Below are 15,719 nucleotides of genomic sequence, written 5' to 3' on the forward strand. Positions count from 1 at the left end.
AAAGCCGGCCGCAAGCACCACCCCGCGCCGGCTTTCGAACTAAGGAGAACCGTAAGTGTTGAGCCACGATTCCTGCACACAGAATTACATCGCTGACGTTGCGAGCGTCCATGGCGCGAACGGCCAGCTTGCCGCCTCTACCATTCGGCAGAACGGCGACACCCGTACCACTTCCGCGCTGATCATCGGCGAGATCGAGCGTTTCGCCCTGATCGACGCCCTGACCCGCGCCGAAGGCCAGTGCGGCATCAAGCTGGCGATGGAGGGTCGCGGCGCCACCGCGGTTGTCACTGCCACCTTCCGCCTGCCGCTCGGTGCCGTGAACCTCGTCGACGCGGCGACGCTGGCCGCCCTGGTCGATGCGGTCGAGGTCACGGAACGCCCGGTTGGCCCTCGCGCGCAGCAGACGGTCGAGCATGCCGCGATGTCGATCCGGGCCGCACAGCGTCCGGCAGCCCTGAACAAGCTGACGTCGCGGGAGATGTCGGTGTTCCGCGCCATGGCAGGCGGCGGCACCAACAAGCAGATCGCAGCCGATCTGAACCTCTCCATCGATACCGTGAAGATCCACTTGCGCGCGGTCTTCCGGAAGATCGGCGTCAGCAACCGGTCGCAGGCCTGCGTCCTGGCTTCTCAGCTGCTGCTGGAGGCCTAAGCCATGCTGCATCTCTCAAAGCTCCACAGCGAACAGCTCGCCCACGCGGGCGGCCATGGTCACCAGTTCCTCGCGGACCGGCGCGTTCAGGCCGGCCAGCCGGAGCAGCATGTGGACGACGCCGTATGCGGTGTCGCCGTCGGGATCGAGGCTGCCCTGTGCTGGCTCGCGCCGCTGCTCGGCTGGGCTCGCCGCGGGGAGCGTCGGCACCTCGCCACCTTCGCCGGCGGCGCTCTGCTGCTGGCGGTCGTCGCCTCCGTCGCCGGGAGGGCCTGAACGATGTTGGCTCTGAACAATCATAGCGAACAAAATGGCGATGATACGCGCGTCGGTGGAGCCAAAAAGGTGTGGCGCCGCCTGACAATCGCCGGACGGAAAATTGCCGTTGCCCGCCGCGACGCCGCGCAGAAGCTGGCCCGCGAGCTGCGCGACTACTTCAAGGCCAAGCACGGACGGAAAACGTCCGCCTGCATCGCCGACGACTATGCCGTCACCGATCGGCAGGCCCGCCGCTGGCTCGCCAAGGGCCCGACCTTCGACGGCTTCGCCCTGATGCTGGAGCGCGAGCGCGACCGCCTCCTGCACTGGCTGGCCGTCGCCTATTCCGAACGCCGCCGCCGCTTCCGCTGGCGCCGCGGCGCGAAGGAGGCCTGAAGCCATGGGCGCGCTGACCTCCTCCGAAATCGAGACGATCCGCTGGCACGCCGCCAAGGGCGTGAAGCCCGGCACCATCGCCCAGTGGTATGGGCTCAAGGCGCTGGAGGTGCGCGCCATCCTCGAGACGGCGCCGTCCGGGGCGCCTGCGGCTGACGAGGACCAGCCGCGCAGTGCCGGAACCGCAACCGCTGAGCCGGAAGAAACGGGGCATCGTCCGCAAGGGTCCGATGAAGCGCCGCCGTTGCGGGAGGTCGATGGCACGCAACCGTCGGCGAACCATTCAGGCCAATCGGACCGCCCCATCCTTTTCTTCGAAGCCGTCAAGCGCGTGATCCATCGCCAGCCGGCCGCTCTCTTCGCTGGCGTCCAACCGGAGCCGGTCGACCGCCGCACCTTGCGCCGGAAGATGATCCGCTCCGGCTTCGCCGCCGCGCCGGCCAAGACCTGCCAGTGGATCGAAGGCAACCCGACGCCGGACGATTCCTGCAAGTGCCTCGCGCCGTCGGCGCCGGGTGTCTCGTACTGCCCCGACCATGCGGCCCGTGCCTACCGGGTGCTGCCGCGCGGCGTGGCTGCCGCTTTCCCCTTCATTTCCCCCACCCCGTAAGGAGCCATTATGGCAAGAGGTCGTCGTTCATCCGGCAAGGCGAGCAAGGCGGAACAACTCCGCGAGCGCGCCAAGGGCCTGCAGTCTCACCAGTTCTTCGACTTCCTGGACGAGGTCTCGACCAAGCGCCAGGACCTCGCCGACGCCAACACCGAGCATGCGTCCGCCTGGAAGAAGGCCGACGCGCTGGGCATCCACCCTCGCGCCGCCAAGCAGATCGCGCGCCTCGACAAGATGGACGCGGTGAAGCGGGCGGACGAGCTGCGCAGCTTCGACCAGATGCGTCGCTGGATGGCGGAGCGCTGGGGCGGTCAGCCGGACATCTTCGAACAGGACGCCACGCCGCTGGAGGAGGCCATCGAGCGCACCTCCAGCACCGGCGACGAGCCGCAGGCCCTGGGCGATGTCGTCCGCCAGATGGTGGAGGATGCCGGCGAGGATGCCGGTCCGAAGCCGCTCTACGATGTCGCCTCGCCGCCCGATCTGCCCGGCCAGCAGGCCGAGGCCAGTGGTGCCCCGGAAGCCGACTGGGGCGATGACGGCGCCGAAGAGGTCAACCCCGAACTGGACAACGCCGGCTACACCTTCGCCAACGGCCGCACCGCCGGTCGGCAGGGGCACGGGGCGGAGATGAACCCGCATCCGGTGACTTCGCCCTCCCATGCGATCTGGGAGCGTGGCCGCGTCCAGGGCGCCAAGGATGGCGACGGCGACGACGATCTGCTGGAGGCGGTCAGTGACGATCCGCCGGCCGAGGAGGAGCCGAAGACGCGTGGCCGGCGCCGTTCCCGTGGCACCGACGCGGCAAGCGCCGCGGCCGTGCACTGAGGGCGGGCGGATGGCCGGCGGCGTCCTCGCCCTCGACCTCGCCACCCACACCGGGTGGGCATTGGGGCGGCTGCCACGGCAGCCGCTTCTCCCAATGGAGGCACGAATCCAGAAACCGGCCAAGCCGCTGTCCGGCTGGATCCGGTTCGGTCGGCCCGGCTGCACGGTCGGTGAGTTCGCTGACGCGGCCGAGGCCTGGGGCCGCGCCTTCCTGACCGAACACCAGCCGTCGGGCCTGATCTACGAAAAGCCGATCCTGCCCGCCGACACCAATCCTGACACGGTGCTGAAGCTGAACGGCTTGGCGACGATCATGCTGATGCTAGCGCACCGCTTCAGCATCCGCTGGGTACGCACCGCCCAGCCTTCCACTGTCAAGAAATCATTCTGCGGCCACGGTGGCCCCGGCAAGGACGGAGTGCAGGCCGAGTGCATGGCGCGCGGGTGGAAGTTCGCCACCGACGACGAAGCCGACGCTCTGGCCCTCCTGGATTACGCCGGCCACCTCGCCGCCAAGGAAAGGGCAGGCCGATGAGCGCCATTGTTTCCGGGCAGCATTCTCTTTTCACCGACGCGGGGCCAAAGCGGCCGACGCTGCGTCCCTACCAGGAGCGCGGCGTCGCCGAAATCCTGGCCTGCCTGCAGCGCCGTGTGGATCCGCTCTATGCGCTGCCGACGGCCGGCGGCAAGACGACGATCTTCACCGCGGTGACCGAGGTGGTGGTCGGGCAGGGCTGGGAGGTCTGGATCATTGTCCACCGCCGGGAGCTGCTGCGCCAAGCCAGCGAGCGCCTGCTGGCGATGGGCATTTCCCATGGGCTGATCGCTCCGGGCGAGCCAATGACCAAGGATCCGGTACAGGTCGCGAGCGTCGACACGCTGCTGGCCCGGCTGGACAGCTTGCGCAACCGCCTCACCAAGGTGCGCCTCGCCATCATCGACGAGGCGCATCACGTCGTCGCGTCGAAGTGGCAGCGCGTGCTGGAGGCGATGATCAACGCCCTGCGCCTGGGCGTCACCGCCACTCCCTTCCGCTATGACGGCAAGGGGCTGGGGGAGCATTTCCGGCAGGCGATCGAGGGGCCTAGCGTCGCTGAGCTGATCCGCGACGGCTATCTCGCCAAGCCCGCCATCTTCGCCCCGCCGGCGAACCTGGACCTGTCGAAGGTGAAGAAGCGGGGAGGGGACTATGTGGCGGCCGACCTCGCTAAGGCGGTCGACACCGACGAGCTGACCCTTCCGGCGGTCCGTCACTATGCCCGCATCTGCGGCGGTGTACCGGCGGTGGTGTTCTGCGCCGGGGTGGAGCATGCCCGCCATGTCGCCCAGCAGTTCCAGGCCGGCGGCTGGGCCGCAGCTTCCATCGACGGCGAGATGACCACGGCCGAGCGGGACCGGGCGATCCGGTCGCTCGCCACCGGCCGGCTGTCGGTGCTGACCAGCTGCGACATCATCAGCGAAGGCACCGACCTGCCGATTGTCGGCGCGGCCATCCTGCTGCGTCCGACGGAATCGACCGGGCTCTACCTCCAGCAGGTCGGTCGCGTGCTGCGCACCTATCCGGGCAAGACCGAGGCCATCATCATCGACCAGGTCGGCAACGTCGCCAAGCACGGCATGCCGGACGAGCGGCGGCTGTGGTCGCTGGACGGTGGCTTGAAGGGGCTGGAGCGCGCGGTGACGGCGACGCGCCGCTGCCGCTACTGCCACTTCGTCTGCGCCAAGGGCCCGACCCATTGCCCGCACTGCACCAGGGCCTACCCCAAGCCGCCGGTGGCCGCGGTGCCGGAGGTGGCGCTCGCCACCATGCCCGGGATCGCCGGCCTGTCCGCCGAGCGGATCGCCACGATGAAGTACAAGGACATCCTGCCGCTCGCCGAGACGGAGGAGGACCTGCACCGGGTCGCTGCGATCAAGGGCTACAAGCGCAGCTGGGTTCAGCGGGTTCTGCAGGAGCGCGCCGCCATCACCGCCCGCGGCTACATGATGCGGAGGTACGCATGACCGCCGCCCCCTGGCCCTTCGGCGCCCTGATCCCGTTGCGCTATGGCGTGATCCTGGCAGACCCTGCTTGGCTGTTCGCCCTGCGCAGCCCGAAGGGCGAGGCCAAGTCCCCGCAGGCTCATTACCGCTGCATGCCGCTCGCCAACATCCAGGCCCTGCCGGTGTCGCAACTGGCCGCACCGGACTGCGTCTGCATCATGTGGGCGACGGCACCGATGCTGCCGCAGGCGATCGACACGCTGGTCGCCTGGGGCTTCACCTTCAAATCCGCCGGCGCCTGGGCAAAGCAGTCGCCGACCGGCGCCAGCTGGGGCTTCGGGCCCGGCTACATCTACCGCTCCGCCGCTGAATTTTGGCTGCTCGGCACCATCGGCCGGCCGGCCCTCCGCTCCCGCTCCATCCGAAACCTGATCGTCGCCCCGCGCCGCGAGCACAGCCGCAAGCCCGTCCAGATGCATGCCGACATCGAGGCCATGTTCGACGGCCCCTATGTCGAGCTGTTCGCACGGTCGCAGCGGCCGGGCTGGGATTGCTGGGGCAACGAGACCACGAAATTCGAGGCCGCAGCATGACCATCGCCCCCGGCCTCGAGGAGGCTGCCCGCGTGGCCCGATCCCGTGCCCGCCTGATCCGCTCCACCACCAAGGGCGGCAGCGCCATCGCCATCGGTCTGGAAGACTTGGCCCAGGAGTTGGACGGCATGGCCCGCCGCGCCCAGGCCCGCACCACCAAACCTGACCTCCTTACCAGCCCGGCAGCCGCGCCGGCCCAAGCGGCGGAGTAGCAACCATGGCCCGCATCCGTTCCACACACCCAGGCCAATGGACCGACGAAGAGTTCGTCGAGTGCCAGCCGCTCGCCCGCCTGCTGGCCCTCGCCCTGCGCAACGAGGCCGATGACCAGGGCGTCTTCGAGTGGAAGCCGACTACCCTGAAGATGCGGCTGATGCCGGCGGACAACGTCGACGTCGGCGCGCTGCTGGCCGAGCTGGAAGCTCACCGCCTTGTCGTCAAGTTCGAGGTGGCCGGCAAGGTCTACGGTGCCATCCGCAACTTCGTCCAGTACCAGCGGGTGAAGAAGCCGAGCAAGGTCCACCCGCTGCCGGCCGAGTTGCGGAAATGGGTGCGCATGGACCTCTGGCCGAAGGGGAAGGGTTCCGAACCGGACGCCGACCAAGAAGAAGACGGTTCCGAACCGGAGGCCACACCAAAGGCGGCGAGTTCCGAACCTCGCACCCCGTCAAAGGCGCGGAGTTCCGAACAGAAGGCGGTTCAAGGCGACAGCGGTTCTCCATCGGTGCCGCACCAGTTCGGAACCGGTGGGGAAATCGCGCCGCAGAGGAAGGAGGAAGGAGGTAGGAGGGAAGAGGAAGGAAGATCCAGAATCGGAGAATCCTCGGCTGGCGGCAGGCCTCCCGCGGGCGCGCACGAAGCCGGCCGGCCGGCCGATGGTCTGGACGATGGGATTTCCGCCGTCCGCCAGGGCGTCGCCGACGGCTTCGAGCGCTGGTTCGACCTGCCGGACCGCCCGCTCAGCCCCGCCGACGGCGAACTGTTCGCCGACTGGATCGCCGCCGGTACCGAGCGGGGCCTGTCGCCCGCCGACACCGCCGCCGCCGTGGTCGAGGAGGTTCAGCGCCAGTTCCGCCAGCTCGCCGGCAAGGACGCCGGCCCACCCCGCAGCCTGCGCGCCGTGCTGGACCGGGACGTCCGTGCCGCCATCGCCAACGCTCGGCCGGGCAGCAAGCCCAAGCCGCTGCCGGAGGTGCCGGAGCCCTACGCCGGGCAGTTCGACCGCGTAACCTTCGCGAACTGGATCGCTCCGTGCCAGATCGCCGTCGCCGATGGCGTGGCCAAGGTCTCCGCCCCGAACAGCCTGATCCGGGAGCGGGTGGCGGGACAGTTCGCCGGATCGCTCAAGGCCGCGCTGGGCGTCGATGACATCGAAATCTCCATCGCAGCAGGGCAGGGGAGGAACGCAGCATGACCACCGCAACCCTGACCATGCCCGAAGACACCGCCGCCATGGCCCGGACGATCCGCCGCCTGCAGGCCCGGAACATCGTGCTGGAGGCGGAGGTCGAGCGGCTGAAGGCTGCCCTGGCTGCCAAGGAACCGAAGCGCCCGAGCCGTGCCGGCCTGACGCCCAAGCAGCGCGCCTTGCTGGATTTCATCGCCCGGTACCAGCGCGAACGCCGCGGCGTGTCGCCCAGCTTCGACGAGATGGCCCACGCCATCGGCCTCGCCAGCAAGTCCGGCGTGCACCGGCTGATCGAGGGGCTTGTCGCTCGCGGTGCCCTGGAGCGCCTGCCGCACCAAGCCCGCGCTCTGCGGGTCGTCGCCATCCCGAGCCACGGAGACGCGAATGGCTGACCAGTTCTCGGACTGCGAGTGGATGGCCGTGGTGGTCAAGCCCGGCAAGAACGAGGAGGTGCACAAGCGCTTCGAGGATCAGGGCTATCGGTCCTTCCTGCCGCTGTGCCTGCGGGAACGCACCCACGCCCGCAAGACGGAGACGGTCGTGCGCCCGCTGTTCGACCGGTACCAGTTCGTTGGCTACGACACCGAGCAGCCGTTCGGCCCGATCCTGAACACCATCGGCGTGAGCTTCCTGGTCAGGGGCGCCGACCTGATGCCGCTGCGCGTCTCGCCCCTGATCCTGCGTCGGGTCAAGGCGCGCTGCGATGCCGACGGCGGCATGGTCGACCTGCGGCAGCGGGAGCCGGAGCCGGAGCCCGAGGGCGAAAGCGAGCCACGCCCCGTGGTGACTTGGGAGCCGGAGCAGGCCCTGCGGGTGATCGACGGGCCGTTCCGCGACTTCGCCGCCGTGTTCTTGCAGGCGGACAGGCGGGGCCAGATGGCGCTGGTCATGGTCGAGCTGTTCGGCCGCACCAGCCGCGTCGAGATGCCGGTGAGGAACCTTCGGCCGATCGCCTCAGACCGCCGGAGTGTGGCGTGATGGGGGTAAATTTAACCATTTCGAAAGGATTAGCGGACATACCATGCCCGCACATGGTGCCTGAGGCGTCCTCGCTTCACCCGGCACTGCGGCAGCTATAGAAGCACCGCCCTCAATCGCCCGCCCTGGCATCCGCCTCGGCGGGTTTTTCTATGCCTGGAGCCAAGCCGTGGCTGAACCCTCGCCCGATCTCACCGTTGCCGCGTCGGGCCTGATCGGCCCCGCCTTATCCGCCCTCGTGGGGGTACTCATGCGCCATTCGCAACTGGTCCAACGCGGGGAGCGGCGCTTCCTGTCGCCCTTCCTGCTGCTGGAAATCCCGACCGTCGCCGGCATGGGCATCGTGGGCGGTGGCGTCGGCAGCTACCTCGAGCTTGCCCCGTCCGTGACATGGGCTGTCGCAGCGGTACTGGGCTGGCTCGGACCGCAGGCCCTGGCGCTGCTGGTGCGTGCGGTCGCCCAGAGGGCCGGTGTGAAGATCGACCCAGACAAGGCGGCCCCGTGATGCAGACCCGGCAGAGCAAGCCCCTCTCCCAGTCCATCGCCGACGCCGCCGACCTGATCGACTGCGTCGCCCAGCGTGAGGCCTACCGTCGCGCCACCGAGCTGATCGGGCCGGGCCTGGAGCGCATCACCGGCCGCATGCCCGCCGGAGCGATGGACGGCTGGACCGCCCCGGTCACGGAACCGGCCTGATGTTCGCCATCAACGTCCAGGCCAACCTGAAGCCGCTGATGGCGGGCCTGGACGATCTGGCGAAGAAGCAAATCCCCTTCGCCACGGCCCGCGCCCTGACCGCCGTGGCGAAGAAGGTCCAGGCAGCCCAGACCGACGCCATCGCCGACGTCTTCGACCGGCCAACGCTGTTCACCCAGCGCTCGGTGGGCGTGAAGGCGGCGAAGAAATCGGACCTGACGGCCACGGTGTTCGTGAAGGACATCGCCGCGAAGTACCTGGAGCCCTTCGAGCTTGGGGGCAAGCATCACCTGCCGGCCTCCAAGCGGGGCGGCACGCTGCTCAACCCCAAGGCCATCCCGCTGAACCAGTACGGCAACCTGCCCAAGGGCAAGCTCCGCCGCCTGATGGGCAAGCCGGACGTCTTCGTCGGCACCGTGGCCTTCAAGAGCGGGCAGACCATCAGCGGCATCTGGCAGCGCCCGCCGGCCGGTCAGCGCAGGGCGGACTACAAGCGGGGGTACCGCACCGAGTACGGCACCAAGGGCAAGCTCGGCTCCGTCGACGGCGTGAAGACCGGGCTGAAGCTGCTGGTTCGGTTCGGCGACGCGCTGCCCGTCCAGCAGCGCCTGGGCTACCGGGAGCGGGCCAAGGACGTGGTGCAGGCCTCCCTGCAGGCGGAGTTCACCAAGGCCATGGGCGAGGCCCTGGCCACAGCAACGAGGCGGTGATGGCGAAGATTGAAGCCCGAGCGACTTTGCACGTTGAGGTGCCGTTCACGCTCAACGAGAGCGAGGCAGCGGCATTGGAAGCCCTGGCCGGCTATGGCACGGACGCGTTCCTGAAGGTCTTCTACAAGCAAATGGGGGAGGCGTACCTCCGCCCCCACGAAGCTGGCTTGCGCTCGCTGTTCGAAGGGGCTCGGACGCACATGCCCGACATATTGGAGCGGGCACGAAGGGCTCGGGATACCTTCGCTGGCCGCGACATCGTCCGGCGTAATCAGCGTCGCGATCCAGTCGCCGAAGGTCAGGTGACTGCCAGCCCCGAGGTGCCTGCAGGATCGCTTGTGATGCCCGTCACGGTGGAGCAGGGGGTGGATGCTCCGGCCAGCCACAGAGGCCCACCGCCGCCGCCTCCGGTCTCCCTGGGGTGAGGGGGCGGAGGGGGGTACCCCCCCCTCAATGGGTCCTTCCTGGGGGGGCGGCAAACGCGGGCATTGCGCACCCCGGGCTTTCGGGCTCGCTCAGAAAAAATATCGCGTTACACGCTCCGACGTTGAGCGAAGAAAGCGAGTGATTTCAGTGCTTTCAGCTTCCGACGGTGTAACAACCAAGGCGAAGCGCGTTACACAGCCCCGCTGCATCGGCAAAGCCGAGCTTGCCGTGGCGCTGGGGTGGACGCGGCCGAAGCTGGATCGGCGGCTGGACTCTGACGCGAGCTTCCCGGTCGTGGCCCGCGGCACCCGTGCCGGCGGATGGCAGTTCGACCTCGCCGCCGTCCGGGCCTACCTCGACGGCAAGCCGGTACCGAAGGTCTCCGCCCCGGCGCCGGCACCCAAGCGGTCGGCCCGCAAGCCGGTCGCCGCCGAGCCCACTCCGACGGTTCTGCCGCCGGGGCCGGAGAAGCCGGCCGGCCCGGTCAAGCACCTGGGCGAGGAGACGGCCAAGCAGCGCAAGGACAACGCCCAGGCCGCCATGCTCGAGGACGAGCTGGCGCAGAAGCGTGGGCAGCTGGTCGAGGTGGAGGAGTTGCGCACGGTGCTCGCCACCATGCTTGCTCGGCTGTCCAAGGGGATCGACGGCATCCCTGTGCTGATGATCAAGCGGCTCGGGCTGTCGGACGACACGCTGCCGGTCCTGCGCGAGATCGTTGACGACCTGCGGAAGCAGATGGTGCTGGACCTGCGACGGGTGCTGTCCGATGGGGAGTGATTACGCGTCCGCCCGCACCCTCGCCGTGGAGGCGCTGGAGGCGCTGCTCCCGCCAGAGCGGCAGACGGTGGCGGAGTATGCCGAACAAAAGCGCATCCTCTCCAACGAGGGCGGCGGCTATGTCGGCAAGTGGCGCAACGATCAGGTGCCCTACGTCGTCGAGCCTATGGAGTGCCTGACCTCGCTGGACTACCAGACCATCGCGGTGGTCGGGCCGGGCCAGTCGGCCAAGACCACCATCGCCGAGAACTGGCTGCTGCATTCGGTGGCGACCGATCCGGCGGACCTGCTGTGGTTCATGCAGACCGACGACGCGGTCGAGGCCTACGTCAAGCAGCGCATCAACCCGATGATCGCGACGCACGATGCGATGCGCCAGCGACTGGGGAAGCGCGCGATCGACGACAGCCTCCACTTCAAGAACTTCCGCACCATGCGGGCGGAGTTCCTGCCGGCGACCAAGCGGACGCTGATCAACAAGTCGGCGCCGCGCATCGTCGGCGACGAGATCGACGCCTATGCCGCCAACCTCGGCGACGTGAAGGCGCTGTTCGACGTCCGCCGCCAGACCTTCGGCCGGCAGTCCAAGCTGCTGGCGGTCAGCCACCCCGACAAGGCGAAGGGGATGAACCCGGACCGGGACTGGACCGCCGGGATCATGGCGATGTACGCCGACAGCGACCGGCGGGTCTGGTACTGGCAATGCCCGGACTGTGGCGCCTGGTCGTCGCCGTGCCCCATCGCCGCCCGCGTGATGGTGCTGGACTACCCGGCCGAGGGGACGCTCGATCAGGTCCAGGCCGAAGCCCGGCTGGTCTGCCCGGTGAATAACTGCCGCATCGAGGACAGCGAGCGCCGCAAGATGAACCTCACCGGGCGCTGGGTCGGGATGGGGCAGTCGATCTCCGAGCATGGCGTAATCACGGGCGAGCTGGTGCGGCGCACCACCGCCGGGTTCTGGATCACCGGGCTGATGAGCCCGTTCGTTCTGGGCGGCATCGGTGCCCTTGCCCGCGCCAAGGCCAAGGCGGAGCGGGAATACGAGGTCTCCGGCGAGGACGAGACGCTGCGCCAGGTCGTGGTGAAGCAGTTCGGACAGCCCTACGCCCCGCCGCGCACCATCGGCGTGCTGTTGGGCAGTGACATCGCAGACCGGGCTGAAGTGGACCTCCAGCTGGGCATGGTGCCCGAGGGGGTGCGATTCCTCACAGCGTTCTGGGACGTCCAGATCGCGCACTTCGACGTTCTGGTCCGCGGCTGGGGCGTGAAGGGCGAGAGTTGGGTAATCGACCGGTTCCGCGTCGGCGGCGACCCGGCCACCAGCCCGGACGACTGGGATCAGATGCTTGAGGCGGTGGTGCTGAAAAGCTATCCGCTCGCCGACGGCTCCGGCCGGCGGATGTCGATCCGGGCCGTCGGCTATGACTCGGGCGGCCAGCCCGGCGTGAGCCAGCAGGCCTATGACGCCTGGACCCGGTGGCGCAAACGCAAGCTCACGAAGCTGCTGGGCAACATCGCCGGGCGCGACGTCTACACCGTCATCCCCACCAAGGGGGCGAGCGGACTGATGGCGCCGCGCCTCAGCGTGACCTACCCGGACACCTCCGGGTCGGGGAAGAAGTTCGCCTCCAACGGCACGGTACCGGTGGCGGTCTTCAACCCGAACAGCTTCAAGGACGATCTGAACGGCCAGCTGCAGAAGGCGGACGGCGGACCCTGGGCGGTCCACTTCCCCTCGGCGCTGCGGGCGAAAGCGCCGCCCCATCCCTGGTTCGAGCAGCTGGTCGCCGAGACCCGGCTGCCCAACGGACGCTGGGAGAAGCAGAGCCGGTCGGCCCGCAACGAGGCGCTGGACACCATGGTCGGCAACCATGTGCTGGCGCATCTGCACGGGCTCAACCGCATCAACTGGGAACGCCCGCCGAACTGGGCGGCTCCCTGGGACGACAACTCGCTGGTGTTCATGCCGCAACAGGATGCCCCGGCGTCGGCAACCCCGGCCGCGCCGGCGGCAGGCAAGACCCGACTGATCAACCGCTTGGCCTGAAGGTTCCGACATGACCCCGACCACCATCCTCGACGGGATGACGGATGCCGACCTGCGCGCGGCGCTCGCCACCGCGCAGAAGGCACTGATCGACCTGACCGTCGGCGCCAAGCCGGTGTCTGTCGCCTACACCCAGGGGAACGGCTCCCGGTCGGTCACCTACAGCAAGGCCGAGATCCCGCAGATCAACGCGCTGATTCTCGCCATCCAGGCCAAGCTCGGCATCTCGTCGGGCCGCCGCCCCATCCGCTTCCGGTTCTGACCCATGAACGCAGTCACGATCCTCGGCCCGGACGGCAACCCGCTTCCGGCAGCGCCCCGACGCGCGGCTGCCCTGGCCGGCGGCGGCAACACGCCCTATGACGCGGCCGACATCTACGGCCAGCACATGGAGGCGTGGCGCCCCTTCCTGTGGTCGCCGGATACCGAACTCAACACCTACCGCGACCGGATCGTGTCGCGGGTGCGGGACCTCGTCCGCAACGACGGCTGGGCGTCGGGGGCGATCACCCGCATCCTCGACAACGCCATCGGCGGCAGCTTCCGTCCGATCAGCAAGCCGGACTACCGCGCGCTCGCGATGTACTCCGGCAACAGCGCCTTCGACGCCAAATGGGCCGACGAGTTCGGCCGGGCGGTCGAGGCGCATTGGCGTGTGTGGGCGGACGATCCCGGCCGCTACTGCGATGCCGGACGCCGCATGACCGCCACCCAGATGCTGCGCATGGGCTTCCGGCACTGGATCGTGGACGGCGACGCCCTGGCCATCCTGCCGTACCTGCCGGAGCGGGTCGGGGTGGGGCGGGCGCGCTTTGCGACCACAGTCCAGCTGATCAACCCGGACCGCCTGTCCAACCCGCAGATGCAGTTCGACCAGCAGAGCCTGCGCGGCGGCGTCGAGATCGACCAGCACGGCGCGGCTGTCGCCTACTGGATCCGCAAAGCCCATCAGGCGGACTGGTACGACGCAGCGAACAGCGTCTCCTGGGAGCGGGTGCCGCGCGAGACCGCCTGGGGGCGGCCCATCGTCGTCCACCACTTCGACAACGAGCAGGCCGGCCAGCACCGCGGTGGGGCGGGCGTCCTGACGCCCGTGGTGCAGCGTCTGAAGATGCTGATCAAGTATGACGGCACCGAACTGGATGCGGCGATCATCAACGCGATCTTCGCCGCCTACATCCAGTCGCCCTTCGACCCGTCGCTGGTCGGCGCAGCGCTGGGCGAGAGTGACCTGAGCGCCTATCAGGATGAGCGGGCAGCCTTCCATAAGGAGCGTCGCACCGAACTGAACGGCGCCCGCATGCCGATCATGTTTCCCGGCGAGGACATCAAGACGGTCACCGCCGCGCGCCCGACCAGCAACTTCGCCGACTTCGAGGCGGCGGTTCTGCGGAACGCGGCGGCCGGCATCGGTATCAGCGCCCAGCAGCTCTCCAACGACTGGTCGGACGTCAACTATTCCAGCGCTCGCGCAGCCCTGCTGGAGGCCTGGAAGACGCTGACCCGCCGCCGCTCCGACTTCGCCGTCGGCTTTGCCTCGCCGATCTACGCAGCGTGGCTGGAGGAGGTGATGGAAACCGGCGACGTGCCGCTGCCGTCCGGCGTGGTGCCCGAATACATCGAGTGCCGCGGCTCCTATAGCCGGTGCCGCTGGATGGGCCCCGGGCGTGGCTGGGTCGATCCGGTCGCCGAGAAGCAGGGCGCGGTGCTCGGCATGGATGCCGGCCTCAGCACCCTGGAGGAAGAGTGCGCCGAGCAGGGTCTGGACTGGGAGGACGTGCTGCAGCAGCGCAAGATCGAGGTCGAGCGCTTCCGCGAGTACGGCCTGGAGGTCCCGTCCTGGGCCGGCATGAACATCCCGGCCGGGCAGTCCGCCCAGCCGCCGAAGAAGCCGGAGGCGGAATGAGCCAGATTTTCGAAGTCGCCCGCCGGCTGTCCAACCGACCGTTGGCGCTGGTGCAGGGTGAGGCCGACCTGCTGGCCGCCGCCCTGCGCGGGGATGCTCCGGCGCCGGAGGCATTCGGCTATGGGCGGTCGGCGGAGCGGGATCGGCAGTATGGCCTGATCGACGGCGTCGCCATCATCCCGGTCAAGGGCGTCCTGTTTCAGGGCGGCTGGGGCTGGTCCTGGGCCACCGGCTACGACTGGATCAGGCAAGGCTTCCTGACGGCGGTGGCCGACCCGGAAGTCCGCGCCATCGTGCTGGACGTCGACAGCCCCGGCGGCGAGGTGGCCGGCTGCTTCGATCTGGTGGACACGATCTATGCGGCGCGCGGCACGAAGCCACTGGCAGCCATCCTTTCGGAGAGTGCCTATTCTGCGGCTTATGCCCTGGCTTCCGCCGTCGATCCTGGCCGGGTGTACGTCCCCCGCACCGGCGGCACCGGCTCCATCGGCGTGATCTGGATGCACGTCGATTGGTCTGCGGCGCTCGCCGAGCATGGCATCAAGGTGACCTTCATCACCTACGGCGACTGCAAGGCGGACGGCCATCCGGAAATCCCGCTGTCGAAGGAGGCGCGCAAGCGCTTCCAGGCGGACGTGGACATGATGGGCGACCTGTTCGTCGAGACGGTCGCCCGCAATCGGAACCTCCCGGCCGCGAAGGTCCGGGGAACCCAAGCCGCAACCTTCCTCGGGCAGCAGGGCGTCGACCTTGGCCTCGCGGATGCGGTGATGGCGCCTGACGCCGCCTTCCTGGCCCTGCTCGACGAGCTGGGCTGAACCACAGCACACACCGGAGACTGATTATGAAGCACTCGCCTTTCGCGGGCGCGGCGGCGTCGTTCGCCCATCTGCTGGGCCGCCGTCCCTCGGGCAAGCGCGCCGAGGAGACCGACCGCAAGGACAAGGATTCCAAGCGCGCCGAAGAGGGCGACGAGGACGAGAAGGCCGAGGACGACGAGAACGAGGAGAAGGCGGAGGATGATGACACCGACGCCAAGGCCGAGGACTCGGAGGACGAAGAGAAGGCCGAGGACGACAAGGACGAGGAAAAGGCGCAGGCGGGCAAGCCCAAGGGCAAGACCTACGCCGCCGGCCGCGCCGACGAGCGCAAGCGCTGCGCCGCCATCTTCGCCAGCGAGCACGCCGCCGGCCTGCCGCACGTCGCCGCCCAGCTGGCCTTCACCACCAGCCTGAGCGCCAGCGAGGCCATCGCCGTGATGGCCGGCGTCGCCATCACCAACCCGCCCCAGGGCAAGCGTGGCGGGCTGGCCGACCGCATGGCCACCACGGCGATCCCGAACGTCGGGGACGACGGCGGCAAGAAGGCCGACGCCTCCACCCCCGCCGGCATGGCCGCGAAGATGACCGCGGTCTACGACCGCCTGACCGGCACGAAGAAGTGAGGAG

The 15,719-nt window shown here is 68.9% G+C and carries 21 protein-coding genes and 1 pseudogene; all 22 read left to right on the plus strand.

Annotated features, from left to right (window positions below; genetic code table 11):
- Positions 1-58 precede the first annotated feature (58 nt).
- A complete protein-coding gene (locus tag B9N97_RS08715; protein ID WP_085085435.1) occupies positions 59-655 on the plus strand; it encodes a helix-turn-helix transcriptional regulator in 597 nt (198 codons plus the stop codon).
- Positions 656-766: 111 nt separating this feature from the next.
- Positions 767-931 (plus strand): hypothetical protein, encoded by a 165-nt coding sequence (locus B9N97_RS35565; protein WP_167393260.1) that lies wholly within the window; start codon positions 767-769, stop codon positions 929-931.
- Positions 932-1,000: 69 nt separating this feature from the next.
- On the plus strand, positions 1,001-1,309 hold the full coding sequence (locus tag B9N97_RS08720; RefSeq protein ID WP_143266556.1) for a hypothetical protein: 309 nt from the start codon (positions 1,001-1,003) through the stop codon (positions 1,307-1,309).
- Positions 1,310-1,313: 4 nt separating this feature from the next.
- Complete coding sequence (locus tag B9N97_RS08725) at positions 1,314-1,919, plus strand: GcrA family cell cycle regulator (protein ID WP_085085439.1); 606 nt, start codon at positions 1,314-1,316, stop codon at positions 1,917-1,919.
- 9 nt (positions 1,920-1,928) lie between these two features.
- Positions 1,929-2,747: a hypothetical protein gene (locus B9N97_RS08730; protein ID WP_085085441.1), complete on the plus strand. Its 819-nt coding sequence runs from the start codon at positions 1,929-1,931 to the stop codon at positions 2,745-2,747.
- Between the two features lie 10 nt (positions 2,748-2,757).
- Positions 2,758-3,282 carry a hypothetical protein gene (locus B9N97_RS08735; RefSeq protein WP_143266558.1) on the plus strand — a complete coding sequence of 175 codons (525 nt, stop codon included), beginning with the start codon at positions 2,758-2,760 and terminating at the stop codon, positions 3,280-3,282.
- Positions 3,279-4,751, plus strand: a complete 1,473-nt coding sequence (locus tag B9N97_RS08740) for a DEAD/DEAH box helicase (protein WP_085085445.1) — start codon at positions 3,279-3,281, stop codon at positions 4,749-4,751. The genes B9N97_RS08735 and B9N97_RS08740 overlap by 4 nt, the downstream gene beginning before the upstream one ends.
- The gene (locus tag B9N97_RS08745) at positions 4,748-5,323 is read left to right on the plus strand and encodes an MT-A70 family methyltransferase (RefSeq protein WP_085085447.1); all 576 of its coding nucleotides are present in this window, start codon (positions 4,748-4,750) and stop codon (positions 5,321-5,323) included. The genes B9N97_RS08740 and B9N97_RS08745 overlap by 4 nt, the downstream gene beginning before the upstream one ends.
- A complete protein-coding gene (locus B9N97_RS08750) occupies positions 5,320-5,535 on the plus strand; it encodes a hypothetical protein (protein WP_085085449.1) in 216 nt (71 codons plus the stop codon). Before B9N97_RS08745 ends, B9N97_RS08750 begins: the two co-directional genes overlap by 4 nt.
- 5 nt (positions 5,536-5,540) lie before the next feature.
- Entirely contained in the window at positions 5,541-6,737 is a 1,197-nt protein-coding gene (locus tag B9N97_RS08755) for a hypothetical protein (RefSeq protein ID WP_085085451.1), read from the plus strand.
- A 152-nt stretch (positions 6,738-6,889) separates the two neighbouring features.
- Positions 6,890-7,099, plus strand: a pseudogene (locus B9N97_RS36200) (LexA family protein); the annotation flags it as partial.
- A 16-nt stretch (positions 7,100-7,115) separates the two neighbouring features.
- Positions 7,116-7,709, plus strand: a complete 594-nt coding sequence (gene nusG, locus B9N97_RS08765; RefSeq protein ID WP_085085453.1) for a transcription termination/antitermination protein NusG — start codon at positions 7,116-7,118, stop codon at positions 7,707-7,709.
- A 169-nt stretch (positions 7,710-7,878) separates the two neighbouring features.
- Entirely contained in the window at positions 7,879-8,214 is a 336-nt protein-coding gene (locus B9N97_RS08770; RefSeq protein ID WP_143266560.1) for a phage holin family protein, read from the plus strand.
- Positions 8,214-8,405 carry a hypothetical protein gene (locus tag B9N97_RS08775; protein ID WP_085085457.1) on the plus strand — a complete coding sequence of 64 codons (192 nt, stop codon included), beginning with the start codon at positions 8,214-8,216 and terminating at the stop codon, positions 8,403-8,405. The genes B9N97_RS08770 and B9N97_RS08775 overlap by 1 nt, the downstream gene beginning before the upstream one ends.
- Positions 8,405-9,115: a hypothetical protein gene (locus tag B9N97_RS08780; RefSeq protein ID WP_208621184.1), complete on the plus strand. Its 711-nt coding sequence runs from the start codon at positions 8,405-8,407 to the stop codon at positions 9,113-9,115. The genes B9N97_RS08775 and B9N97_RS08780 overlap by 1 nt, the downstream gene beginning before the upstream one ends.
- A complete protein-coding gene (locus B9N97_RS35930) occupies positions 9,115-9,540 on the plus strand; it encodes a hypothetical protein (RefSeq protein ID WP_208621185.1) in 426 nt (141 codons plus the stop codon). The genes B9N97_RS08780 and B9N97_RS35930 overlap by 1 nt, the downstream gene beginning before the upstream one ends.
- A gap of 148 nt (positions 9,541-9,688) precedes the next feature.
- Positions 9,689-10,318 (plus strand): hypothetical protein, encoded by a 630-nt coding sequence (locus tag B9N97_RS08790; protein ID WP_143266562.1) that lies wholly within the window; start codon positions 9,689-9,691, stop codon positions 10,316-10,318.
- Complete coding sequence (locus B9N97_RS08795; RefSeq protein WP_085085461.1) at positions 10,308-12,365, plus strand: terminase gpA endonuclease subunit; 2,058 nt, start codon at positions 10,308-10,310, stop codon at positions 12,363-12,365. The genes B9N97_RS08790 and B9N97_RS08795 overlap by 11 nt, the downstream gene beginning before the upstream one ends.
- Positions 12,366-12,375: 10 nt before the next feature.
- Positions 12,376-12,627, plus strand: a complete 252-nt coding sequence (gpW, locus tag B9N97_RS08800; protein WP_085085463.1) for a gpW family head-tail joining protein — start codon at positions 12,376-12,378, stop codon at positions 12,625-12,627.
- A 3-nt stretch (positions 12,628-12,630) separates the two neighbouring features.
- Complete coding sequence (locus B9N97_RS08805) at positions 12,631-14,271, plus strand: phage portal protein (protein WP_085085465.1); 1,641 nt, start codon at positions 12,631-12,633, stop codon at positions 14,269-14,271.
- Positions 14,268-15,089, plus strand: a complete 822-nt coding sequence (locus B9N97_RS08810; RefSeq protein WP_085085467.1) for a S49 family peptidase — start codon at positions 14,268-14,270, stop codon at positions 15,087-15,089. The genes B9N97_RS08805 and B9N97_RS08810 overlap by 4 nt, the downstream gene beginning before the upstream one ends.
- A 26-nt stretch (positions 15,090-15,115) precedes the next feature.
- Positions 15,116-15,715, plus strand: coding sequence for a hypothetical protein (locus B9N97_RS08815; protein ID WP_085085468.1), 600 nt, complete (start codon positions 15,116-15,118; stop codon positions 15,713-15,715).
- Positions 15,716-15,719 lie beyond the last annotated feature (4 nt).

Source organism: Azospirillum oryzae (genome assembly GCF_900177515.1).
In the GTDB taxonomy this organism is placed as follows: Bacteria; Pseudomonadota; Alphaproteobacteria; order Azospirillales; family Azospirillaceae; genus Azospirillum; species Azospirillum oryzae_A.